Genomic DNA, 16,226 nt, shown 5'->3' with positions numbered 1-16,226 from the left:
CTCCGGCCCTGGTCCCGCCCCCTGCGGGGCCGCCCGTCGGCTCAGCCGGCCCGGCTGGACCGCACCCCCTCGATGGCGTTGTTGCGGAACGCGTCCACGAACAGCGAGTGGTCCGCCCGGGCCTGGGCCGCGTAGCGGTGGGCGAAGCGCACGCACCACTCGGTGAACTCCGCCTCCCGGCCGTCGAGCACCGTCATGAGCGCCTCCTCGGTCTCCCACGCCACCAGGGTCGCGTCCGCGTGCGAGTCGGACACGCAGTGCGCCTTGGCGGTGGCGCGGCCCAGGTAGTCCAGTACGGGCACGACCTCCTCGGGCTCGGTGAGCCCTTCCCAGTCCAGGTCGTTCGTGTACGGGGACACCTCGCTCACCACGAAGCCCACGCCGTCGATCTCGGTGTGCCCCAGCAGCGGGTCGGCGTGCGCCTGGAGCGCGCGCTGGGACACGGCGGTGCGGTGCCCGTGGTGCTCGAAGGCCTCCATGATGCGCCGGTCCGTCACCACCCGGGACGGCGCGGCCACGTTCCCCTGCTTGACGGACAGGACGATGTCGTTGTCCCACGCCTCGGACCGGCCCTCGATGAGCACGCTGTAGGCGGGGAGCCCCGCGGAGCCGATCCCGAAGCCGCCGCTGCCCACCACGTCCTTGACCCCGTAGTCCAGCGAGGCGAAGCGCCGGTCGTCCGGGATGGTCCCCAGGTAGACGTGGTAGGCGGCGAGCACCTTCTCGCGCTCGCCGTCCTCCAGCCGGCGCACCCGGGGCCCCTCCCGGAACCGGCGGTTGTAGCCGTCCCTGTCGGTCATGGACGCCAGCATGGCGGCGCGGCTGCGGAGGCGGGCGCGCTGGAGCACGTCGTGGACCGTGCCGTCGGTGTTGTCCAGCTTGAGGGAGAAACCGGAGTCGCCGCCCCGCGTCGCGAACTGGCGGACCTGGGACACGTAGGCGTCGACGTAGCACGGCACGATCGCGCCGATGTCCTCGTCGGACAGGGCCTTCTGCCATCCCATCAGGGCGATGCTGGAGACGAACCGGAGCACGTCCCACGTGAAGTGGCCGAGGTAGGCCTCGTCGAAGTCGTTGACGTCGAAGACCAGGCGCCCGGTCGAGTCCATGTAGGTGCCGAAGTTCTCGGCGTGCAGGTCGCCCTGGATCCACACCCGTGAGGTGCGGTCGTCCGCCCAGGGGTCCTCCATCGACGCCACGTCGGAGTAGAAGAGCGAGGCGCTGCCCCGGTAGAACGCGAAGGGACTGGCGGCCATCTTGCGGAACTTGGCCCGGAACGCGGCCGGGGCCGTGGACATCAGGTCGGAGAAGGCGTTCTCCAGCGTGTCCACGATGAGGTCTTGCCGCTCGGAGGAGCGGTCGGTGGTTTCCAGGGGGTCGAACATGCCGTCCATGATGGCCCCGCGGGGCCGTCATGGCCATGCGTGCCGGGATCCGGGCGCCGTGGGACGCCCCGCGGGGGCGGGCGCGCGGGGTTGCCAGAGCGGTCGGGAGGTCGGATACACTCGGGGCAGACCCCTCGTGCGGCGTCACCCTATGAACCTCCCCAGGGCCGGAAGGCAGCAAGGATAAATGGGCTCTGGCGGGTGCGCGGGGGGTCCTTTCTGTTTCTCGGGCCCGGTCGGACCCTCCCGGTTCCCCGATCCGGTGCGAGCTGTCACTGCCGGCGGGTTGAATGGACGGGTGGCAGGGACCAGGGGAGTGAGCACACCGTGAGCATCGCGCTGTACCGCAAGTACCGCCCCGCGACGTTCGGTGAGGTGCGGGGCCAGGAACACGTGACCGACCCGCTCCGCCAGGCGTTGCGCAGCGGTCGCATCAACCACGCCTACCTGTTCAGCGGCCCGCGCGGCTGCGGCAAGACGACCAGCGCGCGCATCCTCGCCCGTTCGCTGAACTGCGCCGAGGGGCCCACCCCGGACCCGTGCGGGACCTGCGACTCGTGTGTGGCGCTGGCCCCCGACGGCGGCGGCAGCATCGACGTCATCGAGATCGACGCCGCCTCCCACGGCGGTGTGGACGACGCCCGCGACCTGCGCGAGCGCGCCTTCTTCTCACCGGTCAACTCGCGCTTCAAGATCTACATCATCGACGAGGCGCACATGGTGACCCGTGAGGGTTTCAACGCGCTCCTCAAGCTGGTGGAGGAACCGCCCCCGCACCTCAAGTTCGTGTTCGCGACCACCGAGCCCGAGAAGGTCATCGGCACGATCCGCTCGCGGACGCACCACTACCCGTTCCGGCTCATCCCGCCGAGCACGCTCCGGGAGCTCTTCGAGGACCTCCTCAAGGAGGAGGGGATCTCCTACGACCCCGCCGCGCTGCCGCTGGTGGTCAGGGCGGGCGCCGGTTCCGCCCGTGACGGGCTGTCGGTGCTCGACCAGCTCATCGCCGGGTCCGGCGAGGGCGGCATCACCCGTGAGGGCGCCGTCTCCCTGCTGGGCTACACCGACTCCAGCCTGCTGGGGGAGATGGTCGACGCGCTCGGCGCCCGCGACGGCGCCGCCGTGTTCGGGCTGATCGACCGCGTGGTCGAGGGCGGGCACGACCCGCGGCGGTTCACCACGGACCTGCTGGAGCGCTTCCGCGACCTGGTCGTCCTGGCAGCGGTGCCGGACGCCCTGGACAAGGGCCTGGTCAACGTGGCCGACGAGGCGGCGGAGCAGATGAGGGGGCAGGCCGCCCGGATGGGGCCCGCCGAGCTGACCCGCGCCGCCGACATCCTCAACCAGGGCCTGACCGAGATGCGCGGAGCCACCGCGCCCCGCCTGCTGCTCGAACTCATGTGCTCGCGGGTGCTCCTGCCCGGCACCGACGGCAGCCAGGGCGCGGCCCTGCTGGCACGCCTGGAGCAGATGGAGCGCCGGATCGCCTCGGGCGCCGTCGCCCCCGCCGCACCGGCCGCGCCGGTCCGGTCCGCCGCCCCGGCCCCCGAGCCGGTGGGGGCCCCCGAGTCTCCCGCGCCCCGACCCTCCCGTGCCCCGGCCGCCCCGCAGACGGCCCCCGCGTCCCCGGCCCCCGCGCAGGCCCCCGCCCCCGAGCCGGCGGGCTGGGACGCCCCGGCCCGTCCGAGCACGCCCGAACCCGCCCGCCACGCACCGTCGGCTCCCGCCGCCCCGTCCGGCGGGGGCGGCGCCCTCGACCTGGGACGCGTCCAGGGGTCGTGGAGCCAGATCCTGGAGGCGGTCAAGGGTCTGCGCCGGTTCACCTGGATGGTGCTCTCCGGCGGCGAGGTCCGGCCGGTGGGGGTCGAGGGCAACGCCGTCCTGCTCGGCTTCTCCCGCCCCAGCGAGGCCAAGGGCTTCAGCAACAGCGGCAGCGACCAGGTGGTCGCCAACGCGATCCGGCAGGTCCTCGGCATCGAGGTGCGGGTCGCCGCGGCCGGCAGCGCCGCGTCGGCCGCGGCGCCCGCCCGGCGCCCCGAGCCCGCGCGCCCGGCCGAGCCCTCCGGGTGGGACGCCCCCGCCCCGGCACGGCCGGCCGAACCCGCCCCTCCGCCCGCCGCCCCGGAGCCGGAGGCCGCGGGCCGGGCCGCAGGCCCGCCGCCGGACCGGATCGTCACCGGTCTGGAGGAGCCGCCGCCGGACCCCTACGAGGACGCGGCCGCGTCCCCGCCGCCGGAGTACGACGACCCGTCCGCCGGCCGGTCGCAGCCCCGGACGGCCCCCGCCCCCGGGCGCCAGGAGGCCGCACCCTCCCCGACTCCCGCTCCGGCCCCGGGCGGTGCGCAGCGGCCGGCTCCGGCGCCCTCGGGCGGACCGTCGTCCGCGGCCGTGGACACCGCGCCGGCAGGGGGACGGGGTTCCGCCGCGGGCCGGGCCCCCGCCGGCGGGTCCGCGTCCCCCGGCGCGGGCGGGACGTCGCTCATCGAGACGGAGCTGGGCGGCCGCATGATCGAGGAGATCGAGCACGGGGCCGACACGGACGCGCCCTTCTAGGTGCGGCGGGCACCCACCCCGCCGGGCGGCGGGCGGCGCCCGCCGAGCGCGCTCCCCGGGAGCGTCCGGAAGCGTTGCCGGTGTGAGGTGGGGGCGGGACGGGAGCACCGTTTCGGTCACCGCGCCGGCGTGCCCGGCGGAGGCCCCGGCCGGCCCTGGAGCCCGCGCCCGGCACCGGGGCGCCGCCCCCGGCCGACGCGGTCAGTCCCGGGGGCCCACTGCGGCCAGGACCGTCTCCACGAGCTCGTCCGCGTACGCGTGGGTCAGCGGCCCGGTGCGCATCAGCCAGCGGTGGTGGAGCGGTCCGGTCAGCAGCTCGGTGACGATGTCGAGGTCGGCCCCGGGGGCGAGCTGGCCCGCTTCGCGCCCGGCGCGCAACCGGTCCTTGAACGCCTCCGTGTTGGGCCGGAGCAGGCGCTCGTTGACGGCCTCTGCGAACACGGGGTCGTTCTGGAGCTCGGTCGTGAACGCGCGGGTGGTCCGGTCCATCTCGGGGTCGTTGAACTCGTCGACGATGGCGCGGAGCACGGTCCTCAGGTCGGCGGCCAGGTCGCCGGTGTCGGGCAGGGGTTCGCCGGCCGTGCCGCCGGTCAGCGCGGTGAAGACGTCGAACACCACGGCGGCCTTGGAGGGCCACCAGCGGTAGATGGTCTGCTTGCCCACACCGGCCCGCGCGGCGATCGCCTCGACGGTCACCTTGGTGTAACCGACCTCGCCCAGCAGTTCCGACGCGGCGCGCAGGACGGCGCGTCGCGCCCGTTCGCTGCGGCGGCGGGGGTCCGGGCCGCGCCGGGGTGCCCGGGAGTCTTCCAATGGGGTGCTCTCAGCCATACCTGCCACGTTAACCGCTCAAAAATGACGAGACGTATCGTCTTGACACCGATACCCTACAGAGGCAGGATCACATCTGGCGAGACGTCACGTCTCGCTTCAAGCGAAAGGAGGTCCGCATGTCCAAGAACAGTGACGGCCTTCTCGGCATGGGCGGACAGCGCACCACGGTCTCCCGCTCCGCGATGCGCGGGGGCTCCGGCGGGGGCAAGGGCGGCCCCAGCGCCGAGGCCCAGGAGCGCAAGCAGGAACTGCTGCGCAAGCTCCGAGAGAAGAACGCGCCCGAGAGTTCCGAGGAGTCCGAGGACACCGAAGGAACGGCGTGAACGCACGGCGGCGGCCCCCACCGGAGACGGTCGGGGGCCGTCGGCGTTCGCGCTCTCAGTGCCCGTCCGCGCGGTCCAGGCCCCCCGTCCGGCCGGACGCCGCTGTGAGGACCGGACGCCCTCACGCGTCCCAGGCGCGGCCGTCCGCCGAGTCCAGCCACACCCGGTGCGCCCCGTCGCCCGACACCGACAGACCGAACCGGTCCGGTTCGGGGCTGCCCAGCTCGGCCCACAGGGCCAGGGCCTCCTCGAACTCGTCCCAGATGCTCCTCGGGCCGCCCTGCTCGATCATCCACGACGTTCCGTAGGGGTAGACCCTCACCCACGAGCCGCCCTCCCGGTCGCACACCCACACGCCCGATCCCGTCCCGATCCACCGCCGCCGCACCCGCCAGTCGGGCACCATCACCGACAGGGCGAACGCCGTCGTGAAGGCCATGAGCGGAGCCAGGGGGTCGGTCTGCGTGAGCCGGTACTCGTCCGGCTGCTGCCCGGAGTCGCGCGCGGGCGGGGCCGCCGGGTCGGGCGTGCGCAGCGGGACGAACCCCACGCCGCCGTGGAAGCTCGCCCGGGCGGTCCCGTCGCCCGGGCACTCCACCCGGGCGAGCACCCCGGCCCCCTCCAGCAGCCCCCACGGGCACACCACCAGCCCGCCGGGCCGCACCTGGTCGAGCCACGCGGGCGGGAGCCGCCGCACGCCGCAGGTGGAGACGATCCTGTCGTAGGGGGCGCCCTCCACGCGGCCCCCGTACCCGTCGGCCACGTGGACGGCGGGGGAGAGGCCCTCCGCGCGCAGGGCCCCGCGCGCGGTCCCGGCCAGGCGGGGGTCGATCTCCACGGAGGTGACGGCTCCGTCGCCCAGCCGGTGGGCCAGCAGCGCGGTGTTCCAACCGGTCCCCGTGCCGATCTCCAGCACCGTGTTCCCGGCGGCGAGGCCGGCGAGCTCCAGCATGCGGGCGAGGACCGTGGGGGCCGCGCTGGAGGAGGCCGAGGCCGCTTCCGGCGCGGGGGCCGCCGGCTCGGGCTCGCGCGGCGCGGGCGCCTCGCGGTCCCGGGGGATCCCGGACTCGTCCACCTGGGTGACGATGGCGTTGTCGGCGTAGACGGCGGCCAGCCAGCGCTCCGGGTCGTTGGTGGCGTCGAGCACGCCGCCGCGCGCGGTCAGCGCGCCGGTCTCGGGGATGAACCGGTGTCGCGGAACCGACCGGAAGGCGTGGATCAGCGCGGCGTCGGTCAGGGTGCCGTCCGCGATCATCGCCTCGATCAGTGCCGAGTGGCGTTCACTGGCGGTCAACACGTCCTCAGTCCCCCGTGGCTGTCGTGATGCCGGCGGCGCCCGCGGGCTCCACCGGGACGGCCGTGCCCCGCGGGACATCTCTTCGACCGAAAGTGATATTACCGCTACTCTTCGCGCTGGCCACGGGTCGGGGCGCCTTCCGGAGAGTCGACTCCGCGTCGCCCCGCCCGGCCGCCGGGCCGCCCCGGGTCGGTCCAGCATGTTCCCTGACGACCGGTTAGTCTCACAGCGACAGCCACACAACTGCGAGACCCAGCACCATGAGTGCGGCGAGGAGACGGCCGTGAACCCTGGCGGAATGGACATGCAGGCCCTGCTCCAGCAGGCCCAGCAGATGCAGCAGCAGCTCGTGGAGGCCCAGCAGGCCCTGGACGAGGCCGAGGTCGAGGGCACCTCCGGCGGCGGCCTGGTCAAGGTCAGGCTGAGCGGCCGCGGCCAGGTGGAGGACATCACGGTCTCCGCCGACGCGATCGACCCGAGCGACGCGGACGAGAGCGCGCAGACCGTCGCGGACCTGGTCCTGGCGGCCATCCGCGACGCCGAGGCACAGGTGGAAAGGCTCCAGCAGGAGAAGATGGGCCCGCTCACCCAGGGGCTCGGCGGCGGCGGGATGCCCGGGGGCATGCCCGGCCTCCCCGGTTTCTGACCCGGAGCGGCCGCCGGGCGGGGCGGCCTCCGCGGCGCGTACGCGAGAGGTCGTCGCGCCGGATACGGTGGTGTCAGGGGATACGGACCGCCCCGCCGATCCGGTCCGACCTGGTGGGTAGGCGATGTACGAAGGCGCGGTGCAGAATCTGATCGACGAGCTGGGGCGACTGCCCGGCGTCGGTCCGAAAAGCGCGCAGCGAATCGCCTTCCACCTGCTGTCCGCCGAGCACGCGGACGTCAAGCGCCTGGTCAACGCGCTGGTCGAGGTCAAGGAGAAGGTGCGTTTCTGCTCCGTCTGCGGCAATGTCGCGGAGGAGGAGCAGTGCCGTATCTGCCGTGACGCCCGGCGCGACACCGCCGTCATCTGCGTGGTCGAGGAGTCCAAGGACGTCGTCGCCATCGAGCGCACCCGCGAGTTCCGCGGCCGCTACCACGTCCTGGGCGGCGCGATCAGCCCGATCGAGGGCGTCGGCCCCGACGACCTGCGCATCAAGGACCTGATGGTCCGCCTGGCGGACGGCCAGATCACCGAGCTGATCCTCGCCACGGACCCCAACCTGGAAGGGGAGGCCACCGCGACCTATCTGGCGCGGCTGGTCAAACCCATGGGTCTGAAGGTGACGCGCCTGGCCAGCGGGCTGCCCGTCGGCGGCGACCTGGAGTACGCCGACGAGGTCACCCTCGGCCGCGCCTTCGAGGGCCGCCGCAGTCTCGAGTTCTAGCTCACACTTCGCCGTAATCCAGGCGAAATATGAGTAACCTCCGTTTCACCGGGTAGGCCCGAGCGCTGGTGCGTCATGCACTCCGAGCGTTCCCGTCCCAGGTCGGACGGTGTAGACGACGGCGTCGCTGGCTACACTCCATTTCATTGTCTTGATCCCAACTCCTCAGGAGCAATCGATCGTGGCCCTAATCGTGCAGAAGTACGGTGGGTCTTCCGTATCCGACGCGGAAGCCATCAAGCGAGTAGCCCAACGGATCGTGGCTCAGAAAAAAGCGGGATATGACGTCGTCGTCGTGGTCTCGGCCATGGGCGACACCACCGACGAGCTGATCGACCTCGCCGAGCAGGTGTCCCCGCTGCCGCCCGCGCGCGAACTCGACATGCTGCTCACCGCCGGCGAGCGCATGTCGATGGCCCTGGTCGCCATGGCCATCGAGAACCTGGGCTTCGAGGCCCGGTCCTTCACCGGTTCCCAGGCCGGTGTCATCACCACGTCGCTGCACGGCAACGCCAAGATCATCGACGTGACCCCGGGCCGCATCAAGGAGGCCGTGGACGAGGGCGCGATCTGCATCGTCGCCGGGTTCCAGGGCGTGTCCCAGGACACCAAGGACATCACCACCCTTGGCCGGGGCGGCTCGGACACCACCGCGGTGGCGCTCGCCGCCGCGCTGGAGGCCGACGCCTGCGAGATCTACAGCGACGTCGACGGTGTGTTCACCGCCGACCCGCGCATCGTCCCGTCCGCGCGGCGCATCCCCCAGATCTCCTACGAGGAGATGCTGGAGATGGCTGCGTGCGGGACGAAGATCCTGCACCTGCGCTGCGTCGAGTACGCGCGCCAGTACAACATGCCCCTGCACGTCCGTTCATCTTTCAGCCAGAAGCAGGGGACCTGGGTCGTCCCGGAAGTCGAGGAAAGCGAAGGCATGGAACAGCCGATCATCTCCGGGGTCTCCCACGACCGGAGCGAAGCCAAGATCACCGTCGTCGGAGTGCCCGACAAGATCGGTGAGGCCGCGACGATCTTCCGGGCCCTGGCGGACGCCGAGATCAACATCGACATGATCGTGCAGAACGTGTCGGCGGTCTCGACCTCGCGCACCGACATCTCCTTCACGGTCCCCAAGGACTTCGGGAAGGAGGCGGTCGCCGCGCTGAAGAAGGTCCAGGAGAAGGTCGGCTTCGAGTCGCTGCGCTACGACGACAAGATCGGCAAGGTCTCGCTGATCGGCGCGGGCATGCGCTCCTACCCCGGCGTGACCGCGCGCTTCTTCGACGCGATCGCCGCCTCCGGCACCAACGTCGAGATGATCTCCACCTCGGAGATCCGCATCTCGGTCATCGTCGAGGAGGACCAGGTCGACGAGGCCGTCCGTGCGGCCCACAGTGAGTTCCGGCTCGACGCAGACCAGGTCGAGGCCGTCGTCTACGGAGGTACCGGCCGATGAGCAACCGTCTTCCCACCCTCGCCGTCGTCGGCGCCACCGGAGCGGTCGGCACCGTGATGCTCGGCATCCTGTCCGAGCGCGAGAACGTCTGGGGCGAGATCCGCCTCGTCGCCTCCCCGCGCAGCGCGGGCAAGGTCCTGCGGGTCCGCGGCGAGGACGTCGTGGTCCAGGCCCTGGCCCCCGAGGTCTTCGACGGCGTCGACGTCGCCATGTTCGACGTCCCCGACGAGGTCTCCAAGGAGTGGGCCCCGATCGCCGCCGCCCGCGGCGCGGTCGCCGTCGACAACTCCGGCGCTTTCCGGATGGACCCCGACGTTCCGCTCGTGGTGCCCGAGGTCAACGCGGACCAGGTCGCCAACCGTCCGCGCGGCATCATCAGCAACCCCAACTGCACCACGCTGTCGATGATCGTGGCCATCGGCGCGCTGCACCGCGCCTACCAGGTCTCCAGCCTGGTCGTGTCCTCCTACCAGGCCGCCTCCGGTGCGGGCCAGGAGGGCATCGACACCCTGCGCGACCAGATGGCGAAGGCAGGCGCCGACCGCGGCCTCGGCGACAGGGCGGGCGACGTCCGCGCCGCCGTCGGCGAGCTCGGCCCGTTCCCGGCGCCCCTGGCCTACAACGTCGTGCCGTGGGCCGGTTCGCTCAAGGACGGCGGCTGGTCCTCGGAGGAGCTGAAGGTCCGCAACGAGTCCCGCAAGATCCTGGGTCTCCAGGACCTCCGGGTCTCCGCGACCTGCGTGCGCGTCCCCGTGATCACCACCCACTCGCTGGTCGTGCACGCCACCTTCGAGCGGGAGGTGACCGCCGACGCCGCCCGTGAGCTGCTCGGTTCCGCCGAGGGCGTCGCGGTCCTGGACGACCCGGCCCGGGGCGAGTTCCCGACCCCGGCCGACGTGGTGGGCACCGACCCGACCTGGGTGGGACGGATCCGCCAGTCGCTGGACGACCCGAAGGCGCTGGAGCTGTTCCTGTGCGGGGACAACCTGCGCAAGGGCGCCGCGCTGAACACCGCGCAGATCGCCGAGGTCGTCGCCCGGGAGTTCACCTCCTAGGGGCATCGATCCGGGGGCGGTGGCCGCTCCCCTCCGCGGAGGGGAGCGGCCACCGCCCTTCGTCGTGTCCGGGCCGGCGCCGGGGCGCCGGGGCGCCGGGGGCGGTGCGCCCCTCAGCGGCGCCGCGGGTCCCCGGGCCGGCGGGGCCGGGCCAGTGTCAGTTTGTAGAGGAGTCGACACTGCTCGGCCGTCCCGATGAGGTCCGAGGTCTCGACGGGCCGGTTGGCGCTGAAGTGGGTGCGCTCCACCACCAGCACGGGTATGCCGGGGGCCGATCCGAGCAGTGAGGCCTCGGAGTCGCGCAGGGAGCGCACGCCCACCTCCTCGACAACGCGGTCGACCGGGTGGCCCGCGGCGCTGAGCCGGTCGAGCAGGCCGATGTCGGGCGCCGCGTCGAAGGGTGTGCGCAGGGTCCCGGCGGTGAGCGACGCCGGTTCCCACGACTGGTGCAGTGTGATGGGCAGTTCCGACGCCAGCCCGCGCGAGGTGGTGCGGTAGACGGGCTCCCCGTCGCGCAGCCGGAGCCGCGAGCTCAGCGGGGCCGAGCACGGCTCCTGCTCGGTGCCGATGTCCTCACGTCGGAGTTTGCCCAGGCCGGAGCCGGAGGAGGAGTCCGTCCGGCACAGCCGGAAGAGCTCGGGGACCGTGCGTACGAAGTACCCGGAGCCGGGCCTGGCCTCGACGAGGCCCTCGGTCACCAGGAGTCGGAGCGCGGTACGGGAGATCTGCTCGCTGACCCGGTAGGAGCGCGCCAGCCGGGTCCTGGAGGGGAGACGTGTGCCGGGCGGCATCTCCCCGCGCAGGATCGGCTCGCGAAGCTGCTCGGCCAGCCACAGGTAGCGCGGTTGCCTCACCACGGTCATGAGGCCCGGGACGCGGGGCCTCCCGTGGACGGGGTGTCTCTGTGCTTGCGCGAAATGGGGGCGGTACGCCCGAGTTGGTGGTCGCGGGGGACGGTGCCGCCACCGTTTCCGGTGCAGACGCCGGTTCGGAGGAGGGGAGTGAACCTGCAAGATCGCCGAAGCTCGCCCATGGTTCCCAGTAAAGCAGTGAAAAGACCTGGTAGGGGGCGCTAATCGAAAGTCTTCGGTCCGGTCGCGCGCGGTCCGAAGAATCGGAACCGGGACCCCAAGGCCGGGAAACGCCCGAAAACCACGAAATGCACGGGAGTGGGCACCCCAAAAGACTACTCTGCGTGACAATATGATCACGTCATGCTTGGGGGAGTCATGTTCACGAGCCTTGCTGACAGCACGGACACCGCCGTCGCCTGGATGAGCGGGATCACCGGGCTGGTCTTCCTGCTCATCGGCCTGTTCCTGCTGGTGCTGGTGATCGCCGCCGTGATCTCCGCACTGGCCCACGGCGACACCACGGGGGGCGGCAAGCTCCTGTGGATCATCTTCATCCTCTGGTTCCCGCTGTTCGGCGCCGTCGCCTGGTTCGTCGTCGGCAAGAAGGGGCACCTCAACCGCTTCCTCGGCATCGACAAGGGGAGGGCGCGCCACACGCTTCCGTCCAGCGTCGGCCAGCACAGCAACGTGGCCAACGGCAGGAACGGGGGGCCGGGCGGTGCCCAGGCCCACCCGGGCGACGACCGGCCCGGGACGGACGAGGACCGGCTCGGGGAGGACGACGAGCGCCCCGGGGCGGGCGGCGACCGCCTCAGCATGCGTGAGAGCCTCGCCGTGGCGAATGAGGGCCGGCCGGGGGCGCGTGAGGCGCGGCCCGGGGCGGACGAGGACCGGATCGGCATGCGCGAGGTCCGGCCCGTGGCGGGCGACGAGCGGTTCGGCATGCGTGTGAGCCGTCCCCGGATGGGCTACGGCGGGCCCGCGATAGGCCACAGCCAGCCGGAGATGGGACACGCCTGACCAGGCGGCCCCGGGCCACGGAGCGACCCCGGACGGGAGGCCCCCGTCCGGGGTCGCCGCATGTCTGCGGGGCCTCCCCGGCTGCTCCGGCCGCGCGGTCCGGCGGTCCCGTGCGCGGTCGCGGACCGGTGGCGCCCCACGGCGGCCGGTCAGTCCCCGGTGGTCCCGAAGCCGGCGAAGTCGAAGCCCGGCGACACGAAGCAGCCGACGAGGACCTCCTCTTCCGACAGCGGACGGGCGGTCTGCCAGGTGTCGCGGGGGACCACGAACTGGAGGTGCTCGCCCCGCTCGATCGCGGGGCCCAGCACCGCGCCGCCCTCGGACACGGGGGAGTCCCCGCGCCCGCCCAGCTCCAGCCACAGCGGACCGCCGCGGTGGAAGGCCCACACCTCCTCGGAGCGCAGCCGGCGCCAGCGCGACTCCTCACGGGGCCCCAGCAGGAACGTGATCCCCGTGGCGGTCGACCGCGGCCCCGGGCGGCCCTCCGGCCGGACCTGCGTCCCGGCACGCCAGGTCGGCCGGTACCAGCCGCCCTCCGGGTGCGGCAGCAGGTCCAGGAGCTCGGCGGTGGCCGACCGCTCCTCCGCGGCGGTGTAGCTGCCGGAGGGGTCCTGTCGCAGGTGGAGCACCCCGCGCACCGCGCCTCGCGGCAGGGGTCCGTAGACGTGCGGGAAGAGCACGTCCGGGCCCACCCCCGGCGGAGGGGCGGGGTCGGCGGCCTCCCATCTGACCTCGGCCGCGACGGCGTCCGTGTCCACGACGAGGGCGACCAGGGGGCCGGCCGCGTCGGAGTACAGCGCGTTCGCCACGGCGAGCAGCGTCGGCTCGTCCGGGGAGGCGTGCACGAACCCCTGGTCGCGCAGGGACTCCGGCTCGACGTCCCCGCCGGAGGTCCAGCGCTCCAGCTCTGTCAGGTGCAGGATGAGGGCCATGCGGCCGACCGTACCCCGCCCGCGCCGCCCCGCGGGGGCCGTTGAACGGATGCCCCTTCCGTCCGTTCCCGCCCGGAATCAGCGGGAGGACCCGCGCCGGTTCCCCGGACGGGCCGGCGGCACTCGGACCTGTGCCGGGTGTTGCCACGTGCCCAGGCAGGAGCGGAGGGTGTGGGCGCCGCTCGCCGCTCGCCGCTCGCCGCTCGCCGCTCGCCGCCCGCCGCTCGTCCGGCGCGTCATGTGCCCCGCGGACGGGGGAGCCCGCGCGGCGACCCGTCCTCGTACGGAGCGGTGCCGGCGCCGCCCCGTCGCCGTGTCGACTCGTCGGCGCTTCACCCCGGCTTGCTCCCGTGTCCGTGGCGGGGGCGGGCGTCCGAGGCGAGCCATGGGCCGGGACCACCGCGAAGGAGATCTCCCGACACGAGCCGACACCGTCTCCGGGCGGTCCGCTACGTGCGCCTGCGGTGCACGGCGTACGCCGCCGCCAGGATCACCGCGGCCGCCGCGACCAGGACGGCGATCGTCGGGTTGGTCCAGGCCGGCACGATCTCCACGCCGCCGGGGTCGAGGCCGTAGGGACACACGGTACTGATCGGGAACGCGTCGTGGGAGCTCGGGGCGCCTGGATATTCGCGTGGAAGATGCAGGTGTCCTCCGGGAAGAAGCTGGGACCGTAGTACATCAGCGCGCGGAGTTGGACGACGAGCGCGGCGAGGAGCGCGATCGCCGCGACATGGATCAGGGGTCCGGGCTCCACCGCCTCCGCCCAGGACTCCCCCTCTTCCACGCGGCGGCCGGTGCGCTTGAGGGAGGAGATACCGGATACCAGGAACATCACGGACATCAGGATCAGGCACTGGACGGCGGGTATGAGGAGGGGGAAGGCGAGCAGGGGGAGCATGGGGAGAATGCTCGCACGTCCGCCCGGAGGCCGGGGCGCCGGGCGGTTGAGCCTCAGGTCCGATGCCGCGCGGGAGCAGTTCCGCGCCTGGTCTGCTTCCTGAACGACGACGCCCCCGGCCGACGACCGGGGGCGGAGGTGGTTCGGAGGCTAGGGCTGGTCGCTCTGGGCGGTGCTGAGGAAGGCCTGCCACTCAGGGCTGGGGAAGCTGAGTGCACCGAGATCTCTGTGCTTGGTGTCACGCATCGCGGCGCCCGCGCGGGCGGGCGTCGCGACCTCTACGCACGCGCTCTGCCCTGCGCTGTAGGAACTTTTGCGCCACTCGTACGGGAACACTGGATCTCGTCCTAACTTTCATCGCTTCAGGGACTCCATGATGCCAGCGATAGTTTCGCGGGATCTCTCAGGGGGATAGGCCAGCTCCGCCAGGACGTCGTATGCGGCGCTGTACTCGGCGACGCTCACCTCGTCTTCGACGTAGACGTCGCTGGTCATCAGCTCGACGTGGACAAAGTCCAACTTTGACAGGGACAGGATCGCGAAGGCTCCGGTGACACCAGGATGTGGTTTTGATGCGGGAGGTGTGCGAGGCTTCCGGACTCCGCCGGGTGGAGGAGGGCGACACGGCCGTCCCGCGCCATCTCGCCGAGTACCTGGACCGCAAACTCGACGCGCAGGGCAGCCTGGTCAACGCCTGGGCCCGTGCCACGCTCAACACCCATCTGGCGTCGGGGCCCGGCCGCACGAACTCGACTCCTCGGTGAGCGCCCTGCGCGAGTTCCACCCCGGGGCACTTCGGACCACGGTCCAGACCCACGCCTACGCGACCGCGCTCGGCCGAGCGCGGGGAAGGGCCCCGGGGCAGTCGACCGGCTGGAACGGCACGGCTTCGCTGCGGGTGGTGGTCAACGAAGCCGCGGTGCGGGCCCGGGTGGGCGGGGCCGAGGTGATGCGCGAACAGCTGGGCCGCCTCATCGGTTCCATGCGGGCCAGCGGGTTGTGCCTCCAGGTCGTCCCGGCCGACGTGGCCGAACACCCCTGCCCGATGGGACCGTTCCGTCTCCTGTCCCTGGGGCCGGTGTACACCGTCGCCCACCTCGTCTCCCCCTGCGGGGACGGTCAGCTCGTCTCCGCGCCCCAGGAGGTCCGGGCCTTCTGCGACCTGTTCGAGGACCTGCGCGGCGCGGCACTCCCGGTCAGTGACTCCCTGGACCTCCTGGTCCACATCGCCGAATCCCTCAGGCTCCTGGCGGAACGCAAGGCGATCACCAGCGGAGAAGAGGCCGGCGGGGTTCTGGCAACGCTCTCCGCACACCGGGTCGCCCACCCCTGAGGGCGACCACGAAAAAGCTCTGGCGGGTGCTGAGAACACCCCCAGAGCAGGCCGACAGGCATTCCGAGTTCACATAGAAAGCGAGTTGTCGACATGTCCATTCTGCCGCACGCGATCCCTCCTGAGCGCCCGTGGCCTGCACGGGTCTACCCCGGAGACCTCTCCCGGACGAGTACGATCCGCGCGGACCTGCGTTCCGACCCGGCCGGGTTCACCGAGGACCTGGTGGAGACCGCTGTCCTGTGCGCGAGCGAGATGGCCGCCAACGCCGTCGAGCACACCCGCTCGGGAGCCGACCCGGACGGCCGGGTGCTGCGAGCGCTCTTCGCACCGGAACCGGGCGTGCTGCGCCTGGTCGTCGTGGACGACGGGGCACGGGAGTCCTCCCCGGTGGTCCCCTTCCCCTTCTGCGCCGACTTGGGCACAGCCGTGTGGGCCGAGGTCACCACCGGGGAGACCGGCTGATGACCGCCGCCGTTGCCCCGCACATGCGTGCGGTGACCGACACACCCTGTGAACACCGGTTCCCCCGCACCGCTCTCACCTCCCACACTCCCGGGCCCACCCGGGAACAGCAGCTCCTCGACCAGATGCGCGGCAACCCGAGGGTCGCCTACCGGATCGAACACGGAGCCCTGCCCGACTGGATGAGGGTGGCGGAGGAGCGTCGCGCTCAGCGGGAACGGGCCCCGGCCCGATCGGACGTCCCGGAGGCGGGTCCCGTGTCCGCAGGTGGGCGTCATCGGCGGCCCCGTGCCCGACGGACCCGGCGGCTCACCTGGCGGGCGCTGTCCTACGGCGCCGCGGTGGCGGGAGGCGCCCTCCTCGGCCGGGCCGTCGCCATGTCGCCCTGGTGACGTGCCCCTCGGCCGCCCACACGCCTCCCCGCTTCCCCGCCGGTCCGCTTTGTCCACAG

Annotated in this window: 18 protein-coding genes, 1 other RNA gene and 1 pseudogene; 12 read left to right on the top strand and 8 right to left on the bottom strand. The window is 72.6% G+C overall.

Features of this window, described 5'->3' with window-relative positions:
- Positions 1-41: 41 nt before the first annotated feature.
- Positions 42-1,394, bottom strand: a complete 1,353-nt coding sequence (locus OUQ99_RS31080; RefSeq protein WP_267947308.1) for a DUF2252 domain-containing protein — start codon at positions 1,392-1,394, stop codon at positions 42-44.
- Positions 1,395-1,510: 116 nt separating this feature from the next.
- Here OUQ99_RS31080 and ffs point away from each other — a divergent pair.
- Together ffs and OUQ99_RS31070 are read left to right on the top strand one after the other, a co-directional pair.
- Positions 1,511-1,606, top strand: an RNA gene (gene ffs, locus OUQ99_RS31075) — signal recognition particle sRNA small type.
- 106 nt (positions 1,607-1,712) lie between these two features.
- Complete coding sequence (locus OUQ99_RS31070; RefSeq protein ID WP_267947307.1) at positions 1,713-3,938, top strand: DNA polymerase III subunit gamma and tau; 2,226 nt, start codon at positions 1,713-1,715, stop codon at positions 3,936-3,938.
- A 201-nt stretch (positions 3,939-4,139) separates the two neighbouring features.
- Here OUQ99_RS31070 and OUQ99_RS31065 read toward each other — a convergent pair whose 3' ends face one another.
- Entirely contained in the window at positions 4,140-4,769 is a 630-nt protein-coding gene (locus tag OUQ99_RS31065) for a TetR/AcrR family transcriptional regulator (RefSeq protein ID WP_267947306.1), read from the bottom strand.
- A 119-nt stretch (positions 4,770-4,888) separates the two neighbouring features.
- Here OUQ99_RS31065 and OUQ99_RS31060 point away from each other — a divergent pair, with 119 nt between their 5' ends.
- The gene (locus OUQ99_RS31060; RefSeq protein ID WP_267947305.1) at positions 4,889-5,095 is read left to right on the top strand and encodes a DUF6243 family protein; all 207 of its coding nucleotides are present in this window, start codon (positions 4,889-4,891) and stop codon (positions 5,093-5,095) included.
- Between the two features lie 121 nt (positions 5,096-5,216).
- Here the strand turns inward: OUQ99_RS31060 and OUQ99_RS31055 are convergent, their stop codons facing one another.
- Positions 5,217-6,389: a methyltransferase domain-containing protein gene (locus OUQ99_RS31055; protein ID WP_267947304.1), complete on the bottom strand. Its 1,173-nt coding sequence runs from the start codon at positions 6,387-6,389 to the stop codon at positions 5,217-5,219.
- A 301-nt stretch (positions 6,390-6,690) separates the two neighbouring features.
- Here OUQ99_RS31055 and OUQ99_RS31050 point away from each other — a divergent pair, with 301 nt between their 5' ends.
- The 4 genes from OUQ99_RS31050 (at position 6,691) to OUQ99_RS31035 (ending at position 10,270) form a co-directional block, all read left to right on the top strand.
- Positions 6,691-7,038 carry a YbaB/EbfC family nucleoid-associated protein gene (locus tag OUQ99_RS31050; protein ID WP_267950577.1) on the top strand — a complete coding sequence of 116 codons (348 nt, stop codon included), beginning with the start codon at positions 6,691-6,693 and terminating at the stop codon, positions 7,036-7,038.
- Between the two features lie 124 nt (positions 7,039-7,162).
- On the top strand, positions 7,163-7,762 hold the full coding sequence (gene recR, locus OUQ99_RS31045) for a recombination mediator RecR (RefSeq protein WP_267947303.1): 600 nt from the start codon (positions 7,163-7,165) through the stop codon (positions 7,760-7,762).
- A gap of 181 nt (positions 7,763-7,943) precedes the next feature.
- Positions 7,944-9,215 (top strand): aspartate kinase, encoded by a 1,272-nt coding sequence (locus OUQ99_RS31040; protein ID WP_267947302.1) that lies wholly within the window; start codon positions 7,944-7,946, stop codon positions 9,213-9,215.
- Positions 9,212-10,270 carry an aspartate-semialdehyde dehydrogenase gene (locus OUQ99_RS31035; protein ID WP_267947301.1) on the top strand — a complete coding sequence of 353 codons (1,059 nt, stop codon included), beginning with the start codon at positions 9,212-9,214 and terminating at the stop codon, positions 10,268-10,270. The genes OUQ99_RS31040 and OUQ99_RS31035 overlap by 4 nt, the downstream gene beginning before the upstream one ends.
- Before the next feature lie 113 nt (positions 10,271-10,383).
- Here OUQ99_RS31035 and OUQ99_RS31030 read toward each other — a convergent pair whose 3' ends face one another.
- On the bottom strand, positions 10,384-11,133 hold the full coding sequence (locus OUQ99_RS31030; protein ID WP_378554227.1) for a GntR family transcriptional regulator: 750 nt from the start codon (positions 11,131-11,133) through the stop codon (positions 10,384-10,386).
- 366 nt (positions 11,134-11,499) lie between these two features.
- Between OUQ99_RS31030 and OUQ99_RS31025 the strand changes: the two are divergent.
- A pseudogene (locus OUQ99_RS31025) lies at positions 11,500-11,832 on the top strand (PLD nuclease N-terminal domain-containing protein); the annotation flags it as partial.
- A gap of 461 nt (positions 11,833-12,293) precedes the next feature.
- Here the strand turns inward: OUQ99_RS31025 and OUQ99_RS31020 are convergent.
- The 4 genes from OUQ99_RS31020 to OUQ99_RS31005 form a co-directional block, all read right to left on the bottom strand.
- Positions 12,294-13,076, bottom strand: coding sequence for a cupin domain-containing protein (locus tag OUQ99_RS31020; protein ID WP_267947300.1), 783 nt, complete (start codon positions 13,074-13,076; stop codon positions 12,294-12,296).
- Between the two features lie 449 nt (positions 13,077-13,525).
- Complete coding sequence (locus OUQ99_RS31015) at positions 13,526-13,660, bottom strand: hypothetical protein (protein ID WP_267947299.1); 135 nt, start codon at positions 13,658-13,660, stop codon at positions 13,526-13,528.
- Between the two features lie 467 nt (positions 13,661-14,127).
- Complete coding sequence (locus OUQ99_RS31010) at positions 14,128-14,313, bottom strand: DUF397 domain-containing protein (RefSeq protein WP_267947298.1); 186 nt, start codon at positions 14,311-14,313, stop codon at positions 14,128-14,130.
- Positions 14,314-14,331: 18 nt separating this feature from the next.
- On the bottom strand, positions 14,332-14,505 hold the full coding sequence (locus OUQ99_RS31005; protein ID WP_346660256.1) for a Scr1 family TA system antitoxin-like transcriptional regulator: 174 nt from the start codon (positions 14,503-14,505) through the stop codon (positions 14,332-14,334).
- 44 nt (positions 14,506-14,549) lie between these two features.
- Here OUQ99_RS31005 and OUQ99_RS31000 point away from each other — a divergent pair, with 44 nt between their 5' ends.
- The 4 genes from OUQ99_RS31000 to OUQ99_RS30985 all read left to right on the top strand — a co-directional run bounded on the left by OUQ99_RS31000 (position 14,550) and on the right by OUQ99_RS30985 (position 16,167).
- Positions 14,550-14,741 (top strand): hypothetical protein, encoded by a 192-nt coding sequence (locus tag OUQ99_RS31000; RefSeq protein ID WP_267947296.1) that lies wholly within the window; start codon positions 14,550-14,552, stop codon positions 14,739-14,741.
- Positions 14,738-15,310: a DUF5753 domain-containing protein gene (locus OUQ99_RS30995; protein WP_267947295.1), complete on the top strand. Its 573-nt coding sequence runs from the start codon at positions 14,738-14,740 to the stop codon at positions 15,308-15,310. Before OUQ99_RS31000 ends, OUQ99_RS30995 begins: the two co-directional genes overlap by 4 nt.
- A gap of 93 nt (positions 15,311-15,403) precedes the next feature.
- Positions 15,404-15,775, top strand: a complete 372-nt coding sequence (locus tag OUQ99_RS30990; protein ID WP_267947294.1) for an ATP-binding protein — start codon at positions 15,404-15,406, stop codon at positions 15,773-15,775.
- Positions 15,775-16,167, top strand: a complete 393-nt coding sequence (locus tag OUQ99_RS30985) for a hypothetical protein (RefSeq protein WP_267947293.1) — start codon at positions 15,775-15,777, stop codon at positions 16,165-16,167. The genes OUQ99_RS30990 and OUQ99_RS30985 overlap by 1 nt, the downstream gene beginning before the upstream one ends.
- The last annotated feature ends 59 nt before the right edge of the window (positions 16,168-16,226 follow it).

It is taken from the genome of Streptomonospora nanhaiensis (genome assembly GCF_026642255.1).
Classification (GTDB): domain Bacteria; phylum Actinomycetota; class Actinomycetes; order Streptosporangiales; family Streptosporangiaceae; genus Nocardiopsis; species Nocardiopsis tropica.
Note: the sequence above shows the minus strand (reverse complement) of the source record. Positions and strands in the feature narration are given on the sequence as shown.

What these genes read in the sequence shown, in the direction of transcription:
- OUQ99_RS31080 (WP_267947308.1), bottom strand. Translation starts at nt 1,394, where the DNA reads ATGGACGGCATGTTCGACCCCCTGGAAACCACCGACCGCTCCTCCGAG.
- OUQ99_RS31065 (WP_267947306.1), bottom strand. Translation starts at nt 4,769, where the DNA reads ATGGCTGAGAGCACCCCATTGGAAGACTCCCGGGCACCCCGGCGCGGC.
- OUQ99_RS31060 (WP_267947305.1), top strand. Translation starts at nt 4,889, where the DNA reads ATGTCCAAGAACAGTGACGGCCTTCTCGGCATGGGCGGACAGCGCACC.
- OUQ99_RS31050 (WP_267950577.1), top strand. Translation starts at nt 6,691, where the DNA reads ATGGACATGCAGGCCCTGCTCCAGCAGGCCCAGCAGATGCAGCAGCAG.
- recR (WP_267947303.1), top strand. Translation starts at nt 7,163, where the DNA reads ATGTACGAAGGCGCGGTGCAGAATCTGATCGACGAGCTGGGGCGACTG.
- OUQ99_RS31035 (WP_267947301.1), top strand. Translation starts at nt 9,212, where the DNA reads ATGAGCAACCGTCTTCCCACCCTCGCCGTCGTCGGCGCCACCGGAGCG.
- OUQ99_RS31030 (WP_378554227.1), bottom strand. Translation starts at nt 11,133, where the DNA reads ATGACCGTGGTGAGGCAACCGCGCTACCTGTGGCTGGCCGAGCAGCTT.
- OUQ99_RS31020 (WP_267947300.1), bottom strand. Translation starts at nt 13,076, where the DNA reads ATGGCCCTCATCCTGCACCTGACAGAGCTGGAGCGCTGGACCTCCGGC.
- OUQ99_RS31000 (WP_267947296.1), top strand. Translation starts at nt 14,550, where the DNA reads ATGCGGGAGGTGTGCGAGGCTTCCGGACTCCGCCGGGTGGAGGAGGGC.
- OUQ99_RS30990 (WP_267947294.1), top strand. Translation starts at nt 15,404, where the DNA reads ATGTCCATTCTGCCGCACGCGATCCCTCCTGAGCGCCCGTGGCCTGCA.
- OUQ99_RS30985 (WP_267947293.1), top strand. Translation starts at nt 15,775, where the DNA reads ATGACCGCCGCCGTTGCCCCGCACATGCGTGCGGTGACCGACACACCC.